A 25,424-nucleotide genomic window follows, 5' to 3' on the forward strand; every position below is an offset into this window, starting at 1 on the left:
ACCGGTAAGGAATTTATGTGCGGATTAGCTGGCGAGTTACGTTTTGATCATCAACCTGCAGACCTTGCAGCCATTGAGCGAATCACCCATCACCTGGCCCCTCGTGGCCCCGACGCGTGGGGCTTTCATGCCCAAGGGCCGATTGCCCTGGGCCATCGTCGCCTGAAAATCATGGACCTGTCGGACGGCTCGGCGCAGCCGATGGTCGACAACCAACTGGGCTTGTCCCTGGCCTTCAACGGCGCGATCTACAACTTCCCGGAACTGCGCACCGAGCTTGAAAGCCTTGGTTACGCGTTCTATTCCGGTGGTGACACCGAAGTGCTGCTCAAGGGTTATCACGCCTGGGGCGAAGCCTTGCTGCCCAAGCTCAACGGCATGTTCGCCTTCGCCATCTGGGAGCGTGACGCCCAACGCCTGTTCATCGCCCGCGACCGTCTCGGCGTGAAGCCGCTGTACCTGTCGCGCACCGGCCAGCGCCTGCGCTTTGCCTCGGCGTTGCCGGCGCTGCTCAAAGGCGGCGACATCAACCCGATCCTCGATCCGGTGGCGCTCAATCATTATCTGAATTTCCATGCCGTGGTCCCGGCGCCGCGCACCTTGCTGGCCGGCATCGAAAAACTGCCACCAGCCACCTGGATGCGCATCGAAGCGGACGGCACCACCGAGCAGAAAACCTGGTGGACCCTGCCCTACGGCCCACACGCCGACGAGATGAATCTGACACTCGAAGACTGGCGCGACCGTGTACTCGACAGCACCCGCGACGCGGTGGCGATCCGTCAACGTGCAGCGGTCGACGTCGGTGTTTTGCTTTCGGGCGGTGTCGATTCAAGCCTGCTGGTCGGTCTTTTGCGTGAAGTCGGTGTTGAAAACCTGTCGACCTTCTCCATCGGTTTCCAGGATGCCGGCGGCGAGCGCGGCGACGAGTTCCAGTATTCGGACCTGATCGCCAAGCATTACGGCACCCAGCATCACCAATTGCGCATCGACGAAAAAGAGATCATCGGGCAACTGCCCGCAGCGTTCCGCGCCATGAGCGAACCGATGGTCAGCCATGACTGCATCGCCTTCTATCTGCTGTCCCGGGAAGTGGCCAAGCATTGCAAAGTAGTGCAGAGCGGCCAAGGTGCCGACGAGTTGTTCGCCGGTTATCACTGGTATCCACAAGTCGACGGTGCCGAAGATCCGTACGCCGCCTATCGCGATGCGTTTTTCGACCGCAGCTACGACGACTACGCCGCCACCGTGCAGCCGAAATGGCTGACAGCGAATGACGCCGCTGGCGACTTCGTGAAGGAACATTTCGCACAGCCCGGCGCCGATGCAGCGGTGGACAAAGCCTTGCGTCTGGACAGCACGATCATGCTGGTGGACGACCCGGTCAAACGCGTCGACAACATGACCATGGCCTGGGGCCTGGAAGCGCGTACGCCGTTTCTCGACTATCGCCTGGTGGAATTGTCGGCCCGCGTGCCGGGCAAATTCAAACTGCCGGATGGCGGCAAGCAAGTCTTGAAAGAAGCGGCGCGGCTGGTGATTCCGAGTGAAGTGATCGATCGCAAAAAAGGTTACTTCCCGGTCCCCGGTCTGAAGCATTTGCAGGGCGATACGCTGAACTGGGTGCGTGAACTGCTGCTCGATCCGAGCCAGGATCGCGGCCTGTTCAAGCCAGAAATGCTCGATCGCCTGCTGACCGATCCACAAGGTCAATTGACCCCGTTGCGCGGCTCCAAGCTGTGGCAATTGGCGGCCCTGAACCTGTGGCTCAGTGAACAAGGAATCTGATCGATGAAACCCCACGCCACGGCCTACAGCCAACGCTTGTTGCGCGGTCAGGCGCCCTCGTACGAACGCTTGCAGGCACGCCTAGCCGAAGACGGCAGTGAATTGGGCGCCGCACCGATCGCCGTGCATTGCGGTTGGGGCCGGTTACTGATCGGCCACACCTTTCCCGATGCGGCGAGCCTGGCCCAAGAGTTGCTCAACGAGCACACCGGTGAGCGCGACATCGCCTTGTACGTGGCTGCGCCTCAGCAAGTGCTGGGGCTGGAGCCGGCCCAGCTATTCCTCGATCCGTCCGACACTTTGCGCCTGTGGTTCAGCGACTACCGCCAGTCGACTCGGGTGTTTCGCGGCTTTCGCATCCGCAGGGCCCAGAGCGATGCGGACTGGTTGGCGATCAATCAGCTGTATCAGTTGCGCGGCATGCTGCCGATCGACGCAAGTCTGCTGACCCCGCGCCATGAGGGCGGCCCGGTGTATTGGCTGGCCGAAGACGAGGACAGCGGCGCGATCATCGGCAGCGTCATGGGCCTCAATCATCACAAGGCGTTCAACGACCCAGAGAACGGCAGCAGCCTGTGGTGTCTGGCGGTCGATCCTCAATGTTCGCGACCGGGTGTCGGTGAGGTGCTGGTGCGGCATTTGATCGAGCACTTCATGAGCCGTGGGCTGAGTTACCTGGACCTGTCCGTGCTACACGACAACCTGCAGGCGAAAAGTCTTTACGCCAAGCTGGGGTTTCGCAACCTGTCGACCTTCGCGATCAAGCGCAAGAACTGCATCAATCAACCGTTGTTTCTGGGCCCGGGTCCTGAAGCGGAGTTCAATCCTTATGCACGGATCATCGTCGAGGAAGCTCACCGTCGCGGCATCGATGTACAAGTCGATGACGCCGATGCCGGCCTGTTCACCTTGATCCATGGCGGACGCCGCGTACGTTGCCGTGAATCCCTCAGCGATCTGACCAGCGCCATCAGCATGACGTTGTGCCAGGACAAAAGCCTGACGCACAAAGTGCTCAAGGCCGCCGGTTTGAACCTGCCGTCGCAGCAACTGGCCGGTAATGCCGATGACAACCTGGCGTTTCTCGACGAGCACGAACGGGTGGTGGTCAAACCGCTGGATGGCGAACAGGGCCAGGGCGTCGCGGTGGATTTACGGACCATCGAAGAGGTCCAGCAGGCTATCGAATCCGCCCGCCAGTTCGACAGTCGAGTGCTGCTGGAGAGTTTCCACGAAGGCCTCGATTTGCGGATTGTGGTGATCGGTTTTGAGGTGGTCGCCGCAGCGATTCGTCGTCCGGCAGAAGTGGTGGGCGACGGTCAGCATTCCATTGGTGCGCTGATTGAAGCCCAGAGCCGGCGTCGTCAGGCGGCGACCAGCGGTGAAAGCAAAATCCCGCTGGACCATGAGACCGAGCGCACCTTGCACGCGGCGGGTTATGACTACAGCAGCATTCTGCCGGCTGGTGAGCATCTGTTCGTACGGCGTACGGCAAATCTTCATACCGGCGGAATTCTTGAGGATGTCACTGCGATTCTGCATCCGACCTTGGTGGATGCGGCGGTGCGGGCGGCTCGGGCGCTGGATATTCCGATGGTCGGGCTCGACCTGATGGTGCCCGCCGCCGATCAACCGGAGTATGTGTTTATCGAAGCCAATGAGCGCGCCGGGTTGGCCAACCATGAACCGCAGCCGACGGCCGAGCGGTTCGTGGATTTATTGTTTCCGCACAGTCAGTCGGCGGCCTCATAGATGTGCGTCGCCTGAACTGACGCCATCGCGAGCAGGCTCGCTCCCACAGTTGACCGCATTCCCCTGTGGGAGTGAGCCTGCTCGCGATGGGGCCCTGACAGACAACAACGATTCTTTCCCTTCATCGAAACCATCGATGGCCTCAACTCATCAGGAGTTTCCATGACCAGCAAAATTCCAGAACCGGATCTGAACTACCTGCAAAAAGTCCTGCTGGAAATGCTCGCCATTCCCAGCCCGACCGGGTTCACCGACACCATCGTGCGTTACGTCGCCGAACGGCTTGAAGAGCTGGGCATTCCCTTTGAGATGACCCGCCGCGGCACCATCCGCGCCACCCTCAAGGGCAAGAAAAACAGTCCCGACCGCGCGGTCTCCGCTCACCTCGACACCATCGGCGCGGCGGTTCGCGCGATCAAGGACAACGGCCGTCTGACCCTGGCGCCTGTCGGCTGCTGGTCCAGCCGTTTTGCCGAGGGCAGCCGGGTCAGCCTGTTTACCGACAACGGCGTGATTCGAGGCAGCGTGCTGCCGCTGATGGCTTCCGGGCATGCGTTCAATACCGCCGTGGATGAAATGCCGATCAGTTGGGATCACGTCGAATTGCGCCTGGACGCCTATTGCGCCACGCGTGCAGATTGCGACTCGCTGGGGATCAGCGTCGGTGACTTTGTCGCCTTCGACCCTTTGCCGGAGTTCACCGAAAGCGGCCACATCAGCGCCCGACATCTCGATGACAAGGCCGGCGTTGCCGCATTGCTGGCGGCGCTGAAAGCGATCGTCGACAGCGGTGAAGAGCTGATGATCGACTGTCATCCGCTGTTCACCATCACCGAGGAAACCGGCAGTGGCGCGGCGGCGGCGTTACCGTGGGACGTCAGCGAATTCGTCGGCATCGACATTGCCCCGGTCGCGCCGGGTCAGCATTCCAGCGAACACGCGGTGAGCGTGGCGATGCAGGACTCCGGCGGGCCTTACGACTATCACCTGTCGCGGCATCTGCTGCGCCTGGCCAGTGACAACGAGTTGCCGGTGCGCCGCGACCTGTTCCGCTACTACTTCAGCGATGCCCATTCGGCGGTCACTGCCGGGCATGACATTCGCACCGCCCTGCTCGCCTTCGGCTGCGACGCCACTCACGGCTACGAACGCACCCACATCGACAGCCTCGCTGCCCTCAGTCGGTTGCTCGGCGCCTACATTCTGAGTCCGCCGGTGTTTGCCAGCGATGCACAACCGGCCAAGGGTTCGCTGGACCGGTTCAGTCATCAGATTGAACATGAGACGCAGATGGAAAGCGATACGCGGGTACCGTCGGTGGATAGTCTGGTGGGGCAGCGCTCCGACAGCTGAGTCTGGCTTGAGATAGGCTGTGATTGAAAGATTGCCATCGCGAGCAGGCTCGCTCCCACAGGAGTACGCGGTCACCTGTGGGAGCGAGCCTGCTCGCGAATACGCCAGATCAGACAACACAGAACCCCAGGCTAGCCGTCGTTGGTCATTCGCCGTAGCATCGCGCCATTGTTTAGCCGAGGTGCCTATGCTGATCCCCCACGACCAACTTGAAGTCGACACCCTCACCCGCCTGATCGAGGATTTCGTGACCCGTGACGGTACGGACAACGGCGATGACACGCCGCTGGAAACCCGTGTTCTGCGTGTTCGCCAGGCATTGACCAAGGGCCAGGCGCTGATTGTCTTCGATCCGGAAAGCGAGCAATGCCAGTTGATGCTCAAGCACGATGTGCCCAAGCACCTGTTCGACTGAGGCCTTCAGCGTCCTTTGTTTTTCGCCAGTTTGAGCTGGATGCGGTCGTAGACCTCGGCCCGGTGCACGTTGACGTTTTGCGGCGCTTCGACACCGAAGCGCACACTGCCTCCGTTGACGGCAAGAATGCGCACGGAAATGTTGTCACCGATGGAAATCAACTCGCCCACAACGCGACTGAGTACAAGCATGGCATTCGTCCTTCAGGGTTATCGAACCCTGAAGATGCCCTGCACTCAGCGGGCCTACAATGCGACAGCAGCAAATCAGTCCCGCCCTACAGCGCACCCCGAACAACTCCTATGGAAACGTCCGACAATTCCATTGAATGAAGGACCAATCCTTCAGGACGCGGAGAAGCGCGGGCCGAAAAGGATGACGCTGGCCCCGATCACACACAGCACCACGCCGAGCCAGTCCGAGCCCAGCGGACGAATTCGCTCGACCACCGCCAGCCAGCCGATCGACGCGATAATGTAGATGCCACCGTACGCGGCATAGGCGCGACCGGCGTAGGTCGCTTCGATGCGGGTCAGCAGCAGCGCGAACAAGGTCAGACTGAGCAGAGCCGGCACGACCCACCAGGCGCTTTTACCCTGGCGCAGCCACATCCAGAAGGCGAAACAGCCGGCGATTTCGAACAGCGCGGAGAGGAAAAACCACAAATAATTGAGCATGCAAACGTCCCGCGAGGATGGCCGATGGCGGCCACCCTAACGGCGGTGTTGCGTACGGGCAAGTTCAGCCTGCGGTTTGTTTGGCCTTGGCGCGCATTTTATCGGCCATGGCGGTCATTTCGTCGTAGAGCAATTGCGGATTCTTCTGCTTGAGCGCCCAGGCCATGCGGCCCTGTTCGTGAGGCAGGATCATGAATTCGCCAGCGGCAACGTGCTGATAGATGTAGTCGGCAATGTCGGTCGCGCTGATCGGCGAACTTTCCAGCAACTTGCCGACCTGGGCTTTCATGGCCGGCGTCGGGCCACGGAACGAGTCCAGCAGGTTGGTCTGGAAGAACGACGGGCACACCACATGCACGCCGATTTCCTGCTGCGCCAGTTCGACCAGCAGGCTTTCGGACAACGCCACCACGCCAGCCTTGGCCACGTTGTAGTTGCTCATGGCCGGGCCTTGCATCAGGGCGGCCATCGACGCGATGTTGATGATCTTGCCTTTGCTTTTTTCCAGCAGCGGCAGGAAGGCCTTGCAGCCCTTGACCACGCCCATCAGGTTAATCGCGATCTGCCAGTCCCAGTCTTCCAGGGACAGTTCACTGAAGAAGCCGCCCGAGGCAACGCCGGCGTTGTTGACGATGACATCGATGCCACCGAGTTTCTCGTCGCAGGCTTGGGCGAAAGCGGTCAGCTGACTGTAATCGCGCACGTCGCAACGCTGGATAAAACCGTCGCCGCCGGCGTCGCGAACCAATTTCAGGGTTTCCTGCAAACCGGGTTCGCTGACATCCGACAAGGCCAGCTGCCAGCCTTCACGCGCCCAGCGCAGTGCGATTTCGCGACCTAAGCCCGAGCCCGCACCAGTGATCATCATGCGATTTTGCATAGCAAACAGCCTTGTTGTTCCGGGGAAGATGCATCGAGTGTAGCGAAGGACAATGCCCGACCCACGCTCCATCAGATTGCTGAATGGCCCGAGCAAACCGGGAGAGTGCCTGAACCCACTAGAGCAATAAAAACGAAATAAGCCTTTCTTCGAAAAACATTAAAAAAACTTGGAATTTTCCTTCATTCGCCACAGTCGGAATTTGTAAGCAGCCCGGTTTTATAGCAGCCCGGCTGACCATTAAACGCCAGGTAATTCCAGAACACTTCCAACAAGGAAATAGACATGGGCACAATTCTAATCATTATTCTGATCCTCCTGCTGGTAGGTGGTTTACCGGTCTTCCCGCACTCCAGAAGTTGGGGTTATGGCCCGTCGGGTATCATCGGCGTGGTGTTGGTGGTGCTGTTGATCCTGCTGTTGCTCGGCAAGATATAAAGGTTTAACAGGCAAAAAAAAGAGGCCCTTTTCAAGGGCCTCTTTTTTATTGCATCAAGACTTAGTCCGGCTTGCCATCAACCACACCGGCGGTGTTGTCGATCAGGCTCTTGGTCGCCGTTTGCAGGAACGCTTCGAGCTTGAGCTTCAACTCAGCGGTACGCGGCGCATCCGGAACGATCTCGGCGTGAGGTGTCGCGCCCAGTTCGTACTGGTACATCTTCGGCGCCATTTCCTTTTCCTTCGGCAGCACCAGAATCTGATCAGCCGTGATGATGGCGGTGGTCTGCTCGCTACCCGACGGCTTGATCACGCCAAAACCGGTGTCGCCTTCAGGCAGGTTGAGCAAATCGCGGCCCCAGCACTGATGACGCACTTCGCCACCAATCCGGCCCATGATGGTCGGCACGATGTCGATCTGCGTGCCCACGGTATGGTCACGCTGGCCGAACTTTTCCTGGATGCCCGGTGCGATCATCAGCATCGGCACGTTGAAGCGGCCCAAGTCCATTTCGGTGATCTGACGCTCGTTGCCAAAACCATGGTCGCCGACGATCACAAACAGGGTTTCCTTGAAATACGGCTCCTTGCGGGCCTTTTCAAAGAACTGGCCCAGCGCCCAGTCCGCGTAACGCATGGCGGTCAAATGCTCGTTCAGGCTACCGCGATCGGTCACGCGCTCGACCGGCAATGGGGTCGGCAAGGCGTAAGGCGTGTGGTTGGACAGGGTTTGCAGCAACGCATAGAACGGCTTGCCGTTTTCCCGCGCCTTGAGCTCGACCAGACCACGGTCGAACATGTCCTGGTCGGACACGCCCCAGGTCGGATCGGAGAACACCGGGTTCACGAAGTCGTTACGACCAATGAAGTTGGTCATGCCCTGGTTGCTGAAGAAACCCGACTGGTTATCCCAGGCGAAGTCGCCGTTGTAGACGTACACGTCTCCATAGTTACGGGCACTGAGCAATTGCGGCAGGCCGGACAACTTGTGGCTGCCTTCCGGCGTCTGCATCAGGTATTCGAAACCTGGCAGGTTCGGGAAACAGGCCATGGTGGCGAACATACCCTGGTGGGTATGGGTCCCGTTGGAGAAGAAGCGGTCGAACAGCAGGCCTTCCTTCGACAGTTTGTCGAGGTACGGCGTGATGTTGCCCGGTGCGCCCAAGGCGCCCACCGAGTGACCGGCCATGCTTTCCATCAGGATTACGACGACGTTCTTGATCGGCAGGGTCTTGTCGGCCGGCGGTGTGTAATCGCGACGCACGGCGGCGGTCTCGGCATCCACCAGTTTGTCGTCCGGCATCACCAGCATGTCACGCACGATTTTCTGCGCTTCAGGCTGTGGCAACGTGGCCTTCCAGACGTTGTCGCGATCTTCGGACATGCGGCTCTTGGCCGCGGCGACCAGCGACAAGGTGCCGTTGAGGCCCAACTGGTTGGCGAAGTTCGAGTTGGTGGTGTAAACGTCACCCCAACGCAGTGGCGGGCCCTGACGCAGGGTGCCACGAGCGGCCACCACGCAAACCAGCAGGCAGACGACGAACACCGTGATGCGCGCATACCACGGGGCGATCTGGCGCGTGCCAATGCTGCCGCCGCTGAAGGGGCCACGAGGCCGGGTGGCGCGGTCGGCGCCCTTGAACGCCAGGGTCAGGATCAACGTGCCCACGGCCCAGGCCAACAGGTAGCGAACCACCGGGAAACCGTACCAGAGCATGCTCATCACGGTTTTCGGGTCTTCCTTCACATATTGGAAGACCAGGCCGTTGAGGCGCTGGTGGAACTCGCGGTAGAAATCCATCTCCATCAGGCCCAGGAACAGCGCGATGCTCGAGGCAATGGTCAGCCAGAACCGGAAGAACCCGCGTGCGGCCATCGCCCGGGCGCTGAACAGCGCCAGCAGCAATGGAATGCTGAGGTAGACCACCAGGCGCAGGTCGAAACGCAGACCGTTGGCGAACGCTTCGAGAAAGGTCGAGGCCGGGGTGTCGAGGATCATCTCGCGGTTGTAAACCAGCAGCGCAACGCGCAGCAGGCTGAACATGACCATCATGACCAGGGCACACAGCAGCGTGTAGGCCAGATGCGATTTGACGGTCGGTTGCAGCAGGCGACTAGAAGCTCGCTGCTGACTCAGGGCGTCCGGGTTTGCCATGTCGTTTTAGGACCCATTGGAAGTTGAAGTTTCAAAAAATACAGCGGCGCCCTGCCCTCTGTTGGCCAGTTCTCGGCCCCGGGGCTTGCGCGGTGCGCAAATGTTGCACGATCACTCGCGGCATTGCCATTGATTACTGTCTGCATGTTGGCGCGGGCGAATTGTCTTGGAGGCTTTGTGAAAATTTCGTGCAACGCATATCTGGAAACAAAATAAAACCCCGCAGCCCTAATGCAGTTAGTTCGGGGGGTATATCCGTTTCTGCGGTAACGGCGGCTGGCGGTTTCGCTTTTACAGCGAGTCACTTGGAAAAGCCCCAAGTAACCAAGGGCTCTTGCCCCGCCATTCGGTGCCTCGCCTAGGCTCGGCATGCCCTCACTCCGGCATTGCTCCGGGGGCCCGCCGCCATCGGCCATCCATGGCCGGGGGCGGCTACCGCGGCATCCTTGCCGCGGTGCCCCCTGCGCAACGCCTGCGTTCGGCCTCTGGGAAAGGGGCAACAGATCAAAATCAAAAGCCACAGCCACAGCCACAGCAGGATCAAAAGATCGCAGCCTCGTTTCACTCGACAGCTCCTACCGGGGAGAGGGGCTGCACGCATGCTCCTCACCACTCAACAGGCCGAGCGTTAGCTCGCCTGCAGCTTTTGATCTTGATGCACCGCCCCATCGAGAGGCCGAGTGGAGGTTCTGCGCAGTGGGCAACCCGGCATGGATGCCGGGTTAGCCGCCCCCGGCCATGGATGGCCGATGGCGGCGGGCCCACGGAGCAGGACCGGAGCGAGGGCATGCCGAGCCTAGGCGAGGCACCGAACGAAAGGGGCAAGAACCCTTTGGTTACTTTGGGGTTCTTTTCCAAAGTGACTCGCTGTAAAAGCGAAACCACCAGTCGCCATGACCGAAGAAACGGATATGCCCCCGATCAAATAAGCAGCCCTACCAAATAGCAAACGCCCCGAACAAAGTCAGGGCGCTTTATCAAAAAAACGGAGCGCTTACTTCTCAGCGCGTGCCTTCAGGGCTTTCAAGGTATTGAACGGCGCATCAACCACAAACTTGTTGGCAACCATCGACGGTATGCTACCGCCCGGCTCGGTGTGCACCTGATAGGTCACTTCGATCTGATCGCCCTTGGGCACGAACTTCCAGAAACCGTCGACCTTGGTAACCCGCACAAAGCCTTTTTCTTCAGGAATGTACTTCGGCACACCTTCGAGTTTGCGGGTCAGGCTGCCATCAGCCCCTTCGACGGTGGTTACATGCAGCACCGAATCACGCTCGGTGACCGGCCAAGGGGTATTGAACTGGGTGTAGGTCCAGCTCTGATCACCTTCGTGTTTGAGCAACTTCTGGGTCTTGCATTCGTGAATCCAGGCGCAGGCCCCCGGCACGTCTTCCTGCAATGCGCGCAGTTTGGCCACGGTGGTCTTCATTAGCGTGACACCACGGTAGGCCTTGTAATCGGAGCCGGCCACCTCGCTCAAGGAGATCTTGATGCCGTCCTGTTCCTTGGCGACTTTCCAGTCTTCGGCCTGAGCAGCCGTGGTGGCGAGCATTACCGTCAAACCACACAGCACAGCCATACGTTGCAGCGAACCCATAGTCTTATTCCTTATTGTTGAAGTTCCGTTCGTTGAACACATCACGCCGCCGTCATTTGCTCCCACCAACCCAGCAATTTGATCGCTTCGTCACTGCTGCTTCCGCAGACTTCGATGTCGGCTTCGAACGCCGAGCACACTGCTGGACGTTCCGGTTTGCCGAAAATGCCGCACAGGTTATCGACAGAGAGTTGTACGCAACGTTCTCCGGCGGGCTTGCCATCGGGCATGCCGGGAATCGGTGAACTGATGGAAGGGGCAATGCAACAGGCGCCACAGCCTTCACGGCATTTCATGACGACGAGCTCCTCGACGGGCGATGTGTTAAAGGACGTGGCACAGAGTAACCGCTAAAACGCTTGTTTAAAATTGTCTGGACCCGGGTTTTTTCGCTTAAACGAGCGTGACTGACCAGTCTCCGACAAAGCGTCTGGCCAGCGGGTCACGGACGGGGAGAAATTATCGTTTGAACTCGAATTCCAGGGCTGCGCCTTCGACTTCACGGCGCTCTTCGTTGCGCAGTTGCAACTTCATTTCGTTGCTGATCAGCCTTCCGTTGAGCTGAAACGGACCGGCCTTCTCACCAAACATTTGCGGCAATAGTGCATCGTGCCGGGGCAACGCTACCGTGCCGATCGGTTTCAGCTCCTCGGCCATGTCTTGGGGCAGGCTTAAATCCAGGTCGGCCGAAGGAAGCTTGGTTTTTACGATCTCACTGGCGGATTTGGACTTGGAGGCAATCGGCGGTCGCTTTTTCACCTTGGCCACTGTCTTTTTGACCGGCGCTGCTTTCTTGACCTGTGCCGGTTTTTTCGCGGTGGCGCTGGCTGCCGGTTTTTCTTGAACGGAAGCCGCCAATACGCCTTCGGCCTGGAAGGTCATCAGCAGGCAGATCGATAGCCAGACGGCGGGGAAAATCGGCTTCATGGACCCAACGGTACAAACGGCAGGAGCCATATGCTCGCCTGTTGCACGCGACATGACAAGCTCGGGCAGGAATATCCTGCCCGCCCCCTCAAAAGCCGCCGACCATCTCCTGACAGAGCTGGGTGGCGAGCATGCCCAAGGTCATCAACGCACGCTCGGCTTCACGGTTCCAGGGTGTGCCGCAGTTCAGCCGAATGCAGTGATTGAACTGCTCGGTGTTACTGAAAATCAGCCCCGGCGCGATGCTGATGCCCTGCTGCAACGCACGAACGTGCAGCTCCTGCGTATTGACCCGCCCCGGCAGGCTGACCCACAGAATGAAGCCGCCGGTCGGCCGGGTCATCTGCGTGCCTTCCGGGAAGTATTGCTGCACCGCCAGCTGGAAAGCGCTGAGGTTCTTGCGGTACTCCTGACGGATGTAGCGCAAATGCCGGTCGTAGCCGCCGTTCTCCAGGTACGCCGCAATGCCCATCTGCGTGACGCTGCAGGCCGAATGGGTACTGAAGGTCTGCAAACGCTGGATTTCCTGCTGGTACTTGCCGGCAATCATCCAGCCGATCCGCACGCCCGGCGACAGGGTTTTGGAGAAGCTTGAGCAATAGATCACCCGATCCAGCCGATCGTAGGCTTTAAGTGATTTGGTGCGACCCTGCTCGAACATCAATTCGCCGTAGATATCGTCTTCGACAATCTGGATATCGAAATCCGAGGCCAGGCGCAGCAGTTGCTTTTGCCGCTCTTCGGGCATGGTGCCGCCCAATGGATTGCTCAGACGAGTGGTCAGCACCAGCGCCTTGATCGACCACTGGTTGGCCGCCAACTGCAAAGCTTCGAGGCTCATACCGGTGGCCGGATCGCTCGGGATCTCGATGACCTTGAGGCCCAGCAGGTCAGCCAGTTGCAGCAAACCGTAGTAGGTCGGCGACTCGGCGGCGATCAGGTCGCCCGGGCGGGTCAGCACGCGCAGGGACATCTGCAACGCATCAACGCAGCCGTGAGTAATCACCACTTCCGACGGATCGACTACCACGCCGGCATCGCGCATGCGGATTGCCACTTGTCGGCGCAACGGTTCGAAACCCGGGCTGAACATGTAGCTGAACGCCCGCGGGCTATGGAAACGGGTGACTTTGGCCAGTTGCTGATGCAGCGCCCGCACCGGCAGATAATCAACGCTCGGTACGGCGGCGCCCAAAGGGAAAACACCTTCGCGGCGGGATTCGACCAGGACTTGTTGGATGATGCTGCTGCGAGTGACCAGACCGGGACGCTCGACCCGGGCGATGTCCGGTGTCGGCGCGGTCAGGGCCGGGGTCTGGTGCACGTAGTAACCGGACTGCGGCCGGGCGCGGATCAGCCCCTGATCCTCGAGGTTGGCGTAAGCCTGCAACACCGTCGCATGGCTGACGTTGAGCTGCGAGCTCATCTTGCGCACCGAAGGCACGCGCTCCCCCGGTTGATAGACGCCACGGCGGATGTCTTCGGCCAGTTGCTGAGCAATACGTTGGTAGAGCAAAAGATTGGTCATGACGCAGCACTCGATTTCACGGGCATTTTATTCTTGTGTGAAACAATACCGGAACAGTTTAGAAGTGTACTGGGACAGTTGCCACAATAGTCGACCGTACAGTGCAGTGTCAGCAAAAACTGTACTGTTTTTTAGAGTTGATTAGCAGGCGTAAAAAAACCCGGCGCTGACGGGCAGGCCGGGTTTTCTAGTGACGCAGCCCTTAGCGGGCAGCGCCGAGCTGGCCTTTTTCGTCAGAGAACACAATTTCCACCCGGCGGTTCTGTGCACGTCCCCGTTCGGAGGCGTTCACGTCAACCGGATATTCATCACCGTAGCCTTCGACCTGAATACGTTTATCGTCGATGCCCAAATCCATCAGCACGTCCGCCACCGATTGCGCACGGTCACGGGACAGCTTGAGGTTTTCCTGCTTGCCGCCGGTACTGTCGGCATAACCTTCGATGCGCACCACGCGCTTGGGGTTGAGCTGCAGGAACTGCACGATCTTCAACACCACGCGGTTCGCCGAGTTTTTCAACTCCGCTTCGCCTGTGTCGAACAGTACGTCGCCCAAGGTCATCACCAGGCCGCGGTCGGTCTGGGTGGTCGCCAGCGCGACAATCTGCTCTTCGAGCCACTTGCCCTGCTGTTGCACACTGAGCAGTTTGGATTCGCGCAGGGCCAGTTGCAGGCGCTGACGCTCCAGTTCGAGCTTCGCCGCACGTTCTTCGTTGAGCACCTGATTGGTGTGTTCGCGCGCGATTTCGCTATAGCGTTCACTCAGGTAAGCGTAATGCAGCACGTCCGATCCACTGCCCCAATAGCTGGACAGACGATCGGCACGGGCCAGCGACTCTCCGGCGCGAATCACGTCCTTGGGCGCGATTCGCAGCACGTTGGAGTCTTCCTTGACCTTCTGGAAGTCAGTGCTGGCCTGCTGCAACGCGGCTTCGCTGTGCTGACCGGCACAACCATAAAGGCTGGCGCAGCCTGCCAGGATCAAACCGCCCAAGGCTTTGGTCTTGAGGCTCATTGGGCATCTCCCAGTTGCTTGCGCAGGCGAGTGATGCGGGTATTAAGCACGTTCAACTGCTCCTCGCTCTTGAGGGTCAGAACCCGGGCTTCGGCCAGACGCGCATCCAGCTCAGCCTGTTCGGCCCGCATGCGCGCGTTCTTGAAGGATTGGTCGTTCATGCTGCCCTTGGCGCGGTTGAACTTTTCTTCAGCCAGTTTCATTTCCGGCACATCGGCGGGGGTGGCGCCCACGGCCTTGGCCTGTTCAAGTGCCTGTTCGGTCAGGCGCATTTGTTCATTCGGCGCCGGATCGGCTGCACAACCCGCCAGAGCCAGAACGGCCAGGGCAGCGAAAAGAGGTCGAATACTCACTAAAAATCCCTACTGTTTTGGGGTACTGACAGGTTGTTGCTGCGGTTGTGAGAGCTGCGCCTTCCAGCGCTCGATATTGCGTTGCAGCACGGCTTCCGTCAGTCCGGACGCGGGCAATTCTGTCATCTTTTTGGCCAGCTGTCCGCGCAACCACGGATCGTTACAGGCTGAGTTGTGGGAAACCGCGAGGAACAGGCCGGGTTTGTCGATCGGTTGTGGACGGGCGATCAGGTCGTTGGCCAGGTTAAGTGTCTGCGCGGCCGCCATGCCCGAGTAGCGTCCGGCAAGGACAAATTCCACCTCGCCCAGTAGCAATTTCTGAAAGGCCTGGGTCAGGTTAGGTGTACGTACGAGGGTCAATTGCTGCTCGGCGAACGCGCCAAATGCCGGGGTCATACGAGACTTTTCCGACAACGCGCCGGGATGACCGTGAAGGTCCTGCGCTTCGTTGTAGATCAGCGTCGAGTCTTTGCGGGTCCAGACCAGGTAATCGTTTTCCAGTAACGGAGGATGAATGTAATCCAGAGTGTCCAGTTCGCTGACCGTCAATGACGCATCCGCCAGCATGTCCATGCGTCCACTACGCACTTCGTCCAGAGCCTGGGAACGTTTACCGGCGTAAAGCAGTTGGACCTTGATCCCCAGCTCCCCCGCCACTTGCTGCAACAAATCTGCACTGGCGCCGATCAGGTGCTTGGGGTTTTGCGGGTCCTGCCACAGGTACGGCGGCGCGTCCGGGCTGCCGGTCACCACCAGGCGTTCGCACTTGCCCGCGGCGACGGACAGCGCCGGCAATACTGTCAGACCCAGCAGCAATGACCAGCCGTAAACACGGCGCAGATCCATGGCGACACTCTCCCACTCAAATCCGGAACAAAAAAAAGCCCGACCAAAAGGTCGGGCTCTTTATAAGTCAGGCCGCTGGATTAGACCAGCTTCTCGAACTCAGGGATTGCTTCGAACAGGTCCGCCACCAGGCCGTAATCGGCCACCTGGAAGATCGGCGCTTCTTCGTCCTTGTTGATCGCAACGATCACTTTGGAGTCTTTCATGCCGGCCAGGTGCTGGATCGCGCCGGAGATACCGACCGCGATGTACAGCTGTGGAGCAACGATCTTGCCGGTCTGACCGACCTGCATATCGTTGGGTACGAAACCTGCGTCGACCGCGGCGCGGGAAGCACCGACGGCAGCGCCCAGCTTGTCGGCCAGGGCGTACAGGTGTTTGAAGTTGTCGCCGTTCTGCATGCCGCGACCGCCGGAAACGACGATCTTGGCAGCGGTCAGTTCCGGACGATCGGACTTGGCCAGTTCTTCACCGACGAAGCTGGAAATACCAGCATCGTGAGCAGCTGCAACGGCTTCAACAGCCGCCGAACCACCTTCAGCCGCCACCGGGTCGAAACCGGTAGCACGAACGGTGATGACTTTGACCGCAGCGTTCGATTGAACGGTTGCAATGGCGTTACCGGCGTAGATCGGGCGCTTGAAAGTGTCAGCGCTTTCGACCGAGATGATCTCGGAGATCTGGTCAACGTCCAGCTGAGCGGCAACGCGCGGCAGGATGTTTTTGCCGTTGGAAGTCGCGGCAGCCAGGATGTGGCTGTAGCCCTTGCCCAACTCTGCAACCAGCGGCGCTACGTTTTCCGGCAGCTGGTGAGCGTAGGCGGCGTTGTCGGCCACCAGCACTTTAGCCACGCCAGCGATTTTCGCAGCGGCTTCAGCAACAGCACCCACATTCTGGCCAGCGACCAGAACGTGAATGTCACCACCCATTTTGGCGGCAGCAGCAACGGTGTTCAGGGTGGCAGGAGCCACAACCTTGTTGTCGTGCTCAGCGATTACCAAGATAGTCATGATTAGATTACCTTCGCTTCGTTTTTCAGTTTCTCGACCAGTTCAGCCACCGACTTGACCTTGATACCCGCGCTGCGTGCAGCTGGCGCTTCGACTTTCACGGTCTTGTTGGTGGAGGCGGTGGAAACGCCCAAAGCGTCCGGAGTCAGCACTTCGAGAGGCTTCTTCTTGGCTTTCATGATGTTTGGCAGGGACGCGTAGCGCGGCTCGTTCAAACGCAGGTCGGTGGTGACGATGGCCGGCAGTTTCAGGGAAACTGTCTGCGCGCCGCCGTCGACTTCGCGAGTCACGGCAACGGTGTCGCCGCTGATTTCGACTTTGGACGCGAACGTGCCCTGACCGTAGCCGCTCAATGCAGCGAGCATCTGGCCGGTCTGGTTGTTGTCGCTGTCGATGGCTTGTTTGCCAAGGATCACCAGCTGAGGCTGTTCCTTGTCGACAACAGCCTTGAGCAGCTTGGCAACGGCCAGCGAAGTCAGGTCTTCAGCGGATTCGACGAGGATGGCGCGGTCGGCACCCAGAGCCAGCGCGGTGCGCAGTTGCTCTTGAGCGGTGGACGGGCCGATGGAGACGACGACGATTTCAGTCGCAACACCTTTCTCTTTCAGGCGTACGGCTTCTTCCACTGCGATTTCGCAGAACGGGTTCATCGACATCTTGACGTTGGCGAGGTCGACGCCGGAATTGTCCGCCTTGACGCGAACCTTGACGTTGTAATCCACAACGCGTTTGACAGCTACAAGAACCTTCATGGATTCCTCGTTACTCTCCGGTGAAAAGAAAGTCGCCTAGGCGAACCTGGCGGTTTGATGCTCATCGGCGCAAGGGCACCTCTAAAAACGCTGGCAAAGGTGTCAAGTGACAAGCGCTCACGATGAAGATGACCGTTCGTCAGTGGTGACTGACGAGTCATTCATTATCGCGGCGTGTAAACTGCGCGCCGGAACCTGCGCTGCGCATCACCTTGTACTGCCATCGCCCTGTCTTTAGAGGTGCTCTTGAAACCAACAGTCAGCCTACGGCGAGCGCAAAACCGACCGTATCTTGACCGGAACACCTATTCCGGTCAATACGGCAAAATGGCCAGTCATAAGCCGCGTGACTTTGATTTCTCTGGCTTTGAGCCGATTCAAACAAACGTTTGTATTGGACGCTAGGAGTGGTGTAGATATAATGCGCCACCTTAGAGAGAAAGGTGGCTCATCGATTGTCCTCTTCCTGCATTGCGCAGGGATTCATGGATGCGACACCAAACCTCCAATTAGAAAAAAACTGTTGAGCCTTGAGTAGGAGATAACCTGTGGAACGCGAATACATGGAATTCGACGTGGTCATCGTCGGTGCCGGCCCCGCTGGTCTTTCCGCCGCCTGCCGATTGAAGCAGAAGGCCGCCGAAGCCGGTAAGGAAATCAGCGTCTGCGTGGTCGAAAAAGGCTCCGAAGTCGGTGCTCACATCCTGTCCGGTGCCGTGTTCGAACCACGCGCCCTGAACGAATTGTTTCCTGACTGGAAAGAACTCGGCGCCCCGCTGAACACGCCGGTCACCCGCGATGACATCTTCGTTCTCAAGAACGCCGACAGCGCGCAAAAGATTCCCGACCTCTTTGTGCCCAAGACCATGCACAACGAAGGTAACTACATCATCTCCCTGGGCAACCTGTGCCGCTGGCTGGCACAGCAGGCCGAGAACCTGGGCGTGGAAATCTACCCAGGCTTCGCCGCTCAGGAAGCGCTGTTCGACGAGAACGGCGTGGTTCGCGGGATTATCACTGGCGATCTGGGCGTTGACCGCGAAGGCAACCCGAAAGAAGGCCTGTACACCCCAGGCATGGAACTGCGTGGCAAGTACACGCTGTTCGCCGAAGGTTGCCGTGGCCACATCGGCAAGCAACTGATCAAGCGCTTCAACCTCGACAGCGATGCCGACGCTCAGCACTACGGTATCGGCCTGAAAGAAATCTGGGAAATCGACCCGGCCAAGCATCAACCAGGCCTGGTGGTCCACACCGCCGGCTGGCCGCTGGACATCATGGGCACCGAGAACACCGGCGGCTCGTTCCTCTATCACCTGGAAAACAACCAGGTCGTAGTCGGTCTGATCGTCGATCTTTCCTACAGCAACACCTACCTGTCGCCATTCGACGAGTTCCAGCGCCTCAAGCATCACCCGGTGCTCAAACAGCACCTGGAAGGCGGCAAGCGCATCAGCTACGGCGCTCGCGCCATCTGCAAGGGCGGCCTGAACTCGCTGCCGAAAATGGTCTTCAAGGGCGGCGCGCTGATCGGTTGCGACCTCGGCACCCTGAACTTCGCCAAGATCAAAGGCAGCCACACCGCGATGAAGTCCGGCATGCTCGCCGCTGAATCCGTGGCCGAAGCGCTGTTCGCTGAAAAGGACGGCACCGAAGAGCTGACCACTTACGTCGACGCGTTCAAGAAGAGCTGGCTCTACGACGAACTGTTCGCCAGCCGCAACTTCGGCCCGGCGATCCACAAGTTCGGCGCCATCGTCGGCGGCGGTTTCAACTGGCTCGACCAGAACATCTTCGGCGGCAAACTGCCGTTCACCTTGCACGACACCAAGCCGGATTACGCTTGCCTCAAGCTTGCGGCAGATTGCAAGAAGATCGACTACCCGAAACCGGACGGCAAGATCAGCTTCGACAAACTCAGCTCGGTGTTCATCTCCGGTACCAACCATGAAGAAGAGCAGCCGTGCCACCTGAAGTTGACCGACCCAAGCATCCCGATCGCCAAAAACCTGCCGCTCTACGATGAGCCTGCCCAGCGTTACTGCCCGGCCGGCGTGTACGAAGTGGTGACCATGGAAGACGGTGAGAAGCGCTTCCAGATCAATGCCCAGAACTGCGTTCACTGCAAGACCTGCGACATCAAGGACCCTGCACAGAACATCACCTGGGTGGCGCCGGAAGGCTCTGGCGGCCCGACTTACCCGAACATGTAAGTCGAACGGCTGAACATCAAGGCTCCCGAACGGGGGCCTTTTTGTTGCCTGCGATTCCTGTCAGGCAGCGCGTTCGTCACCGGGATTACGTTCGAAGTAGCGCTTGTACTCGCGACTGAACTGCGACGTGCTTTGATACCCGACCCGATGCGCCACCTGTGCCACGCCCAACCCCTCGCCCAGCAGTAACTGCTGGGCCCTGAGCAAACGCAAGCGCTTCAGATACTGCACTGGCGACAACAACGTGCTGCGTTTGAAATGCTCATGAAAGGTCGACGCACTCATGTTTGCGCAACTGGCCAGGGTCTCGACGTTCAAGGGTTCGGTGTAATGTGCATGCAAATGACTGAGCGATGCCGCAATCCGGGCGAACTGCCCCTGTTGCTCGACCAACGCACGCAACACATCGGCTTGCGGACCACGCAAGGCGACGAACAACAATTCCCTCAATCGCGCCTGCCCCATAACCTGGCATTCCAGCGGATCGTGCAGGCAACGCAACAACCGTTCAACACAACCACGCATCCCATCGTCGAGCACTGCCGAGGTCATCGACTCGGGTGTCTGCGCAGGAATATTGCGCCCCGGCGCCAGCCCCATGGCCAACACCAACTCACCGAGCAACACCCGGTCAATGGCGATGGACACCCCGAGCATCGGCCCATCCGGCGCCGAAAACGTTTCGCACTCAAAGGGCACCGGCAATGCCTGAATCAAATAATGCCCGGCGCCGTACTCCAGCGTACGCGGCCCCAGATACGCCAGTTTGCTGCCCTGGGCGATGATGACCAGACTCGGCTCATAAATCTGCGGGCCGCGAGCCACATCACAACTGGCCCGCAAAACCTGCACACCCGGTAACGCCGTAGGAGCGAAACCATCGCGATTAGTCAAAGGCTGGATCAGCGAAACCAGCGTGGCATTGGCATCGAGATGACGGGTCAACAACATGAGGAGCTCTTCACAGAAAAAGTCGCGGAAATCGGGATGAAAGCATCATCGCAGGTCTGATGGCCAATGCGACCCATTGAAGGCTGATGCCGGAGGATTAGGCATGACACCCGGAGGAATCGCCATGGCCGGTGGCCGGTGCGGCGCCCAGAATGCGCCACCTCACCCGTCACAGCTTTTGCGAGGTTCCTCATGTACACCGCCATCGGATACGCCGCCCAGTCGGCCACCACTCCCCTCGCCCCCATGAAATTCGAGCGCCGCAGCCCACGGACCGACGACGTCGCGATCGACATTCTCTACTGCGGCGTCTGCCATTCCGACATCCATCAGGCACGCAACGAGTGGGGCATTGCCGTTTACCCACTGATGCCCGGCCACGAGATCGTAGGCAAAGTTACCGCCGTCGGTGCGAACGTCACCCAACATAAAGTCGGCGATCTGGTTGGCGTCGGCTGCATGGTCGATTCGTGCCGCAGCTGCGAAGCCTGCCAATCGAACCTCGAGCAATACTGCCTCGAAGGTCCGACCATGACCTACGCCACCCCGGACCGCGTCGATGGCAGCAACACCATGGGCGGCTATTCCGACAGCATCGTGGTCAGCGAACACTTCGTGGTGCGCATCCCGGAAAAACTCGACCCGGCCAGCGCCGCGCCGATCCTGTGTGCCGGCATCACCACCTACTCGCCGCTCAAGCACTACGGCGTGAAAGCGGGCGACAAGGTCGGGATTCTCGGCATGGGCGGCCTCGGCCACATGGGCATCAAGTTCGCCAAGGCGATGGGCGCTGAAGTCACGCTGTTCACCCGCTCGGCGAGCAAGGCTGAAGAAGGTCGTCGCCAGGGTGCGGACCACGTGATCGTGTCCACCGATGCCGAACAGATGAAGGCCGCGGCAGGACATTTCGACTTCCTGCTGGACACCATTCCGGTGCAGCATGACCTCAATCCCTACCTCGATACGCTACGTTTCGACGGCGTGCACATTCTGGTGGGCTTGATCGAACCGGTCGATCCACCGGTCCACGCCGCCAAACTTGTATTGGGCCGTCGTGTGCTGGCCGGCTCGCTGATCGGCGGTATCGCCGAAACCCAGGAGGTGCTGGATTTCTGCGCCGAGCACAACATCACCTGCGACATCGAAATGCTCGACATCCGCCAGATCAACGAGGCTTACACCCGCATGATCGCGGGTGACGTGAAGTACCGCTTCGTCATCGATATGGCCACGCTGAAGGTCTAATCAGACCTTAGCGCCAAGCTCCGCCGACAGCCGAGCTGTGACCCCTTTGATCAGGGGAATCAGCTCGGCCATTTTCTCCAGTGGCATATACGGCACGGTGCTGGCGATGCTGATACCGGCGACGATACGTTTGCTGGCATCGCGGATCGGCGCCGCCACACAGCGGATCGACGGTTCGTTGTCTTCCAGATCGAACGCATAACCGCCCGCCACATATTCCACCATGCGCTGCTGAAACTGCTCCCAGGACTGCTCCGGGTGCTGCGGCCAAAACTGATTTTTCCCACCCGCTGGCAAACTGACTTCGTACAGCCGCTGCCATTCTTCCTGCGAGTCATCGAGCATCAACGCCTTGCCGATCCCGGTACGCGCCAACGGCATGCGATGGCCGACACGCGAACGCATTTCCGGGCCATTTCGCCCCGGATTCTTGTGCAGGTACAGCACCTCATCGCCTTCACGAATCGCCAAGTGAATGGTGTCACCGGTCAACGCCGACAACTCATCCAGATACGGTCCGGCAAGAGTCACCAGCGGCAGCTCTTCGCGTGCCTGGAAACCCAGTTCGATCAGCTTCGGCCCCAACAAATAACCGACTTGCGGCACCACCCGCAGATAACGCTCGTCCACAAGGCAACTGGCCAGACGATGAGTGGTGCTGCGCGTGGTGCCGATCAGCCGGGCGATTTCCTTGAGATCGCGGGCGCCACTGGCCACCGCCTGAACCACACCCAAGCCACGAAGCAGTGTCTGGGTGCCGGTCGGTGCGGCGTCCTTGGCGATTTTTGGGGCGTCTTCCTGCATATCCAGCCTTTACCGTTGAGCGAGTGAACGGGCGGCATTATGGTCGCCCGCATGCCGCAACTACAACTTGATACGCTCGACTTTGCCGACCAGCAAGATGTAGGAAAGCGCGCCGATCAACGCCAAAACCGAGATATAGGTGATCGCCGGAGCGAACGAATCACCGGTGGCGAGGAAACCGATGACGATCGGCGTGGTAATCGCCGACAGGTTGCCGATGAAGTTGAACACACCACCAGTCAACCCGAGCAAGCGCGCCGGGGCCAACGTTGAAACCAGCGACCAAGTGATCGACGCGAGCCCGTTGCCGAAGAACGCCAACGCGAGGAAGGCAATCACCAGCGGTGTCGACTCGACGAAGTTGGCGCCGATGATCGAGGTGGAAATCAGCAGGCCGCCAATGATCGGTAGCTTGCGGGCGAAACCCACGGTGTAGCCGCGGCGGATCAGCCAGTCGGAAAAGAACCCGGAACATAGCACACCGACGAAGGCGGCGAGAAACGGCAGCGACGCCAACAGGCCGGACTTGATGAAGTCCATGCCGCGATACTTCACCAGGTAGGTCGGGAACCACGTCAAAAAAAACCACAACGTCGAGTTGAGGCAGAACTGACCGAGGTAAATGCCCCACAACTTGCGTTTGGTCAGCACGATGCCGAGATCGGTCCAGCTGAACTTGGCTTTGACCTTGGCTTGTTCAGCCTGGATATCCACCAGCCCGCCACCTTCGCGGATCAGGTCGATTTCGGCGTCATTGGCGCCTTTGAAATCCCGTGGCTCGCGATACACCGCGTACCAGATCACCGCCCAGAGAATGCCCACCGCACCGGTGCTGACAAACACCATGTGCCAGCCATATTGATGCTGCAGCCAGGCCAACACCGGCGTCAGGAACGCCAGTCCGACGAATTGCCCGGACGTGTAGAAACCGATGGCTGTGGCGCGTTCGCGCTCGGGGAACCAGGTAGTGACCACACGGCTGTTGATCGGGTACGCCGGTGCTTCCAGTGCACCGACTGCCATACGCAATACGAACAGTGCGATGAAGCTGGCGGCGAAGCCGAGCATCACTGTGGCGATCGACCACAGCAGCAGCGCGACGCTGTAAAGGATGCGCGGCGGGACGCGATCCACCAGCCAGCCGCCGGGGATTTGCATCGCGGCGTAAGTCCAGCCGAATGCCGAGAAAATCAGCCCGACGTGGATCGGGTCGATACCCAGTTCGCTGGTCAGCGCCGGGGCGGCGATGGACAGGTTGCTGCGGTCCAGGTAGTTGATCACCACGGTGATAAACAGCAACACCATGATGAAAAAACGCTTGCGACTGGGCGTCACCAACGACGCCTGCCCGGTAAGGGTTTGCGGTTGCATGGGGAATGCCTCTTCTTATGTTTATTGAGGTCGACGTAGATCAAGTGTGGGAGCGGGCTTGCTCGCGAAAGCGGTGTGTTAGTCGACATCAATGTTGAATGATCAACCGCCTTCGCGAGCAAGCCCGCTCCCACATTGGAACTGTGGGGTCAGATAAAACTCACCACTCAGCAAAACTGCCATCGGCATGGCGCCAGATCGGGTTGCGCCAGCGGTGGCCGACGGCCGCGCGTTCGATCACGTACTCCTCGTTGATCTCGATCCCCAGGCCCGGGCCATTGGGGATCTTCACGAAGCCCTTGTCGTAGTCGAACACCCGCGGATCCTTGACGTAATCCAGCAGGTCATTGCTCTCGTTGTAATGAATGCCCAGGCTCTGTTCCTGGATGAACGCGTTGTAGCAAACCGCATCCAGCTGCAAACACGCCGCCAGTGCAATCGGGCCCAGCGGGCAGTGCAGCGCCAGCGCCACGTCGTAGGCTTCAGCCATGTTGGCGATCTTGCGGGTTTCGGTGATACCGCCGGCGTGAGACGCGTCCGGCTGAATGATGTCGACATAACCTTCGCTGAGCACACGCTTGAAATCCCAGCGCGAGAACAGCCGCTCACCGAGGGCAATCGGGGTGCTGGTCAGCGGCGCCAATTCTTTCAGCGCTTCGTAGTTTTCGCTGAGCACCGGCTCTTCGATGAACATCAGTTTGTACGGGTCGAGTTCCTTCATCAGGACTTTGGCCATGGGCTTGTGCACCCGGCCATGGAAATCGACGCCGATGCCGACGTTCGGGCCCACCGCATCGCGCACGGCGCCGACGTTGGCCAGGGCCAGGTCGACTTTTTCGAAGGAATCGAGGAATTGCAGCTCTTCGGTGCCGTTCATTTTCACCGCAGTGAAACCACGCTCGACGGCTTCCTTCGCAGCGCGAGCGGTGTCCGCCGGCCGGTCGCCGCCGATCCACGAATAGACGCGAATCTTGTCCCGCACCTGCCCACCGAGCAGGTCGCTGACCGACACACCCAAAGCCTTGCCCTTGATGTCCCACAACGCCTGATCGATACCGGCCAGGGCGCTCATGTGGATCGCGCCACCCCGGTAGAAGCCGCCGCGGTACAGCACGGTCCAGATGTCTTCGATGTTGCGTGGGTCTTTGCCGATCAGGTAGTCGGATAATTCTTCAACGGCGGCAGCGACAGTGTGAGCGCGGCCCTCGACCACGGGTTCGCCCCAGCCGGTCACGCCCTCGTCGGTTTCGATCTTGAGGAAGCACCAGCGCGGCGGAACGATGAAGGTGGTGAGTTTGGTGATTTTCATCTTTTTGTCTCTCTTATAGATGTAGCGCGCTCGGCGCCAAAA

General features: G+C 59.5%; 24 protein-coding genes. 7 read left to right on the forward strand and 17 right to left on the reverse strand.

Features of this window, described 5'->3' with window-relative positions; all coding sequences use genetic code 11:
* Positions 1 to 15 precede the first annotated feature (15 nt).
* The 4 genes from ACYZTZ_RS20060 (at position 16) to ACYZTZ_RS20075 (ending at position 5,308) form a co-directional block, all read left to right on the forward strand.
* Positions 16 to 1,788, forward strand: coding sequence for an N-acetylglutaminylglutamine amidotransferase (locus tag ACYZTZ_RS20060; protein WP_461999485.1), 1,773 nt, complete (start codon positions 16 to 18; stop codon positions 1,786 to 1,788).
* A gap of 3 nt (positions 1,789 to 1,791) precedes the next feature.
* Positions 1,792 to 3,540 (forward strand): N-acetylglutaminylglutamine synthetase, encoded by a 1,749-nt coding sequence (gene ngg, locus ACYZTZ_RS20065; protein ID WP_461999486.1) that lies wholly within the window; start codon positions 1,792 to 1,794, stop codon positions 3,538 to 3,540.
* A gap of 162 nt (positions 3,541 to 3,702) precedes the next feature.
* On the forward strand, positions 3,703 to 4,893 hold the full coding sequence (locus ACYZTZ_RS20070) for an osmoprotectant NAGGN system M42 family peptidase (protein WP_461999487.1): 1,191 nt from the start codon (positions 3,703 to 3,705) through the stop codon (positions 4,891 to 4,893).
* Positions 4,894 to 5,080: 187 nt separating this feature from the next.
* A complete protein-coding gene (locus tag ACYZTZ_RS20075) occupies positions 5,081 to 5,308 on the forward strand; it encodes a YheU family protein (RefSeq protein ID WP_003199186.1) in 228 nt (75 codons plus the stop codon).
* A gap of 5 nt (positions 5,309 to 5,313) precedes the next feature.
* On the opposite strand, the gene csrA is transcribed toward ACYZTZ_RS20075, so the two are convergent.
* The 3 genes from csrA to ACYZTZ_RS20090 all read right to left on the reverse strand — a co-directional run bounded on the left by csrA (position 5,314) and on the right by ACYZTZ_RS20090 (position 6,865).
* Complete coding sequence (gene csrA, locus ACYZTZ_RS20080) at positions 5,314 to 5,499, reverse strand: carbon storage regulator CsrA (protein WP_046049117.1); 186 nt, start codon at positions 5,497 to 5,499, stop codon at positions 5,314 to 5,316.
* 153 nt (positions 5,500 to 5,652) lie between these two features.
* Positions 5,653 to 5,985 carry a YnfA family protein gene (locus tag ACYZTZ_RS20085; RefSeq protein WP_461999488.1) on the reverse strand — a complete coding sequence of 111 codons (333 nt, stop codon included), beginning with the start codon at positions 5,983 to 5,985 and terminating at the stop codon, positions 5,653 to 5,655.
* Between the two features lie 64 nt (positions 5,986 to 6,049).
* Positions 6,050 to 6,865 carry an SDR family oxidoreductase gene (locus ACYZTZ_RS20090; protein ID WP_461999489.1) on the reverse strand — a complete coding sequence of 272 codons (816 nt, stop codon included), beginning with the start codon at positions 6,863 to 6,865 and terminating at the stop codon, positions 6,050 to 6,052.
* A gap of 279 nt (positions 6,866 to 7,144) precedes the next feature.
* On the opposite strand from ACYZTZ_RS20090, the gene ACYZTZ_RS20095 reads away from it, so the two are divergent.
* Positions 7,145 to 7,303 (forward strand): DUF3309 family protein, encoded by a 159-nt coding sequence (locus ACYZTZ_RS20095; RefSeq protein ID WP_174602692.1) that lies wholly within the window; start codon positions 7,145 to 7,147, stop codon positions 7,301 to 7,303.
* Positions 7,304 to 7,364: 61 nt separating this feature from the next.
* Here ACYZTZ_RS20095 and ACYZTZ_RS20100 read toward each other — a convergent pair whose 3' ends face one another.
* From ACYZTZ_RS20100 to ACYZTZ_RS20145, 10 genes are all read right to left on the reverse strand, one after another.
* The gene (locus tag ACYZTZ_RS20100; RefSeq protein ID WP_461999490.1) at positions 7,365 to 9,458 is read right to left on the reverse strand and encodes an LTA synthase family protein; all 2,094 of its coding nucleotides are present in this window, start codon (positions 9,456 to 9,458) and stop codon (positions 7,365 to 7,367) included.
* 994 nt (positions 9,459 to 10,452) lie between these two features.
* On the reverse strand, positions 10,453 to 11,058 hold the full coding sequence (locus tag ACYZTZ_RS20105; RefSeq protein WP_461999491.1) for an START domain-containing protein: 606 nt from the start codon (positions 11,056 to 11,058) through the stop codon (positions 10,453 to 10,455).
* Positions 11,059 to 11,099: 41 nt separating this feature from the next.
* A complete protein-coding gene (locus ACYZTZ_RS20110) occupies positions 11,100 to 11,354 on the reverse strand; it encodes a YkgJ family cysteine cluster protein (protein WP_461999492.1) in 255 nt (84 codons plus the stop codon).
* 163 nt (positions 11,355 to 11,517) lie between these two features.
* Entirely contained in the window at positions 11,518 to 11,985 is a 468-nt protein-coding gene (locus ACYZTZ_RS20115) for a translation initiation factor 2 (RefSeq protein WP_461999493.1), read from the reverse strand.
* A gap of 88 nt (positions 11,986 to 12,073) precedes the next feature.
* Positions 12,074 to 13,513 carry an aminotransferase-like domain-containing protein gene (locus tag ACYZTZ_RS20120; protein ID WP_008146981.1) on the reverse strand — a complete coding sequence of 480 codons (1,440 nt, stop codon included), beginning with the start codon at positions 13,511 to 13,513 and terminating at the stop codon, positions 12,074 to 12,076.
* Positions 13,514 to 13,715: 202 nt separating this feature from the next.
* Positions 13,716 to 14,528 (reverse strand): OmpA family protein, encoded by an 813-nt coding sequence (locus tag ACYZTZ_RS20125; RefSeq protein ID WP_123364827.1) that lies wholly within the window; start codon positions 14,526 to 14,528, stop codon positions 13,716 to 13,718.
* Entirely contained in the window at positions 14,525 to 14,881 is a 357-nt protein-coding gene (locus ACYZTZ_RS20130; RefSeq protein ID WP_056745411.1) for a DUF4398 domain-containing protein, read from the reverse strand. The genes ACYZTZ_RS20125 and ACYZTZ_RS20130 overlap by 4 nt, the downstream gene beginning before the upstream one ends.
* A gap of 9 nt (positions 14,882 to 14,890) precedes the next feature.
* On the reverse strand, positions 14,891 to 15,727 hold the full coding sequence (locus tag ACYZTZ_RS20135; protein WP_461999494.1) for a substrate-binding periplasmic protein: 837 nt from the start codon (positions 15,725 to 15,727) through the stop codon (positions 14,891 to 14,893).
* An 80-nt stretch (positions 15,728 to 15,807) separates the two neighbouring features.
* A complete protein-coding gene (locus tag ACYZTZ_RS20140; protein WP_056745415.1) occupies positions 15,808 to 16,737 on the reverse strand; it encodes an electron transfer flavoprotein subunit alpha/FixB family protein in 930 nt (309 codons plus the stop codon).
* Positions 16,738 to 16,739: 2 nt separating this feature from the next.
* Positions 16,740 to 17,489, reverse strand: coding sequence for an electron transfer flavoprotein subunit beta/FixA family protein (locus ACYZTZ_RS20145; RefSeq protein WP_056745417.1), 750 nt, complete (start codon positions 17,487 to 17,489; stop codon positions 16,740 to 16,742).
* Between the two features lie 548 nt (positions 17,490 to 18,037).
* Here ACYZTZ_RS20145 and ACYZTZ_RS20150 point away from each other — a divergent pair.
* The gene (locus tag ACYZTZ_RS20150; RefSeq protein ID WP_046049105.1) at positions 18,038 to 19,702 is read left to right on the forward strand and encodes an electron transfer flavoprotein-ubiquinone oxidoreductase; all 1,665 of its coding nucleotides are present in this window, start codon (positions 18,038 to 18,040) and stop codon (positions 19,700 to 19,702) included.
* Positions 19,703 to 19,762: 60 nt separating this feature from the next.
* Here the strand turns inward: ACYZTZ_RS20150 and ACYZTZ_RS20155 are convergent, their stop codons facing one another.
* Positions 19,763 to 20,653 carry an AraC family transcriptional regulator gene (locus ACYZTZ_RS20155; RefSeq protein ID WP_461999495.1) on the reverse strand — a complete coding sequence of 297 codons (891 nt, stop codon included), beginning with the start codon at positions 20,651 to 20,653 and terminating at the stop codon, positions 19,763 to 19,765.
* 192 nt (positions 20,654 to 20,845) lie between these two features.
* Here ACYZTZ_RS20155 and ACYZTZ_RS20160 point away from each other — a divergent pair, with 192 nt between their 5' ends.
* Positions 20,846 to 21,898, forward strand: a complete 1,053-nt coding sequence (locus ACYZTZ_RS20160) for an NAD(P)-dependent alcohol dehydrogenase (protein ID WP_461999496.1) — start codon at positions 20,846 to 20,848, stop codon at positions 21,896 to 21,898.
* Here ACYZTZ_RS20160 and ACYZTZ_RS20165 read toward each other — a convergent pair whose 3' ends face one another.
* The 3 genes from ACYZTZ_RS20165 to dgoD all read right to left on the reverse strand — a co-directional run bounded on the left by ACYZTZ_RS20165 (position 21,899) and on the right by dgoD (position 25,382).
* On the reverse strand, positions 21,899 to 22,702 hold the full coding sequence (locus tag ACYZTZ_RS20165) for an IclR family transcriptional regulator (protein ID WP_461999497.1): 804 nt from the start codon (positions 22,700 to 22,702) through the stop codon (positions 21,899 to 21,901).
* A 60-nt stretch (positions 22,703 to 22,762) separates the two neighbouring features.
* The gene (locus ACYZTZ_RS20170) at positions 22,763 to 24,073 is read right to left on the reverse strand and encodes an MFS transporter (RefSeq protein ID WP_149629305.1); all 1,311 of its coding nucleotides are present in this window, start codon (positions 24,071 to 24,073) and stop codon (positions 22,763 to 22,765) included.
* Between the two features lie 160 nt (positions 24,074 to 24,233).
* Positions 24,234 to 25,382, reverse strand: coding sequence for a galactonate dehydratase (gene dgoD / locus ACYZTZ_RS20175; RefSeq protein WP_461999498.1), 1,149 nt, complete (start codon positions 25,380 to 25,382; stop codon positions 24,234 to 24,236).
* Positions 25,383 to 25,424 lie beyond the last annotated feature (42 nt).

It is taken from the genome of Pseudomonas sp. LB3P58 (assembly GCF_054897895.1).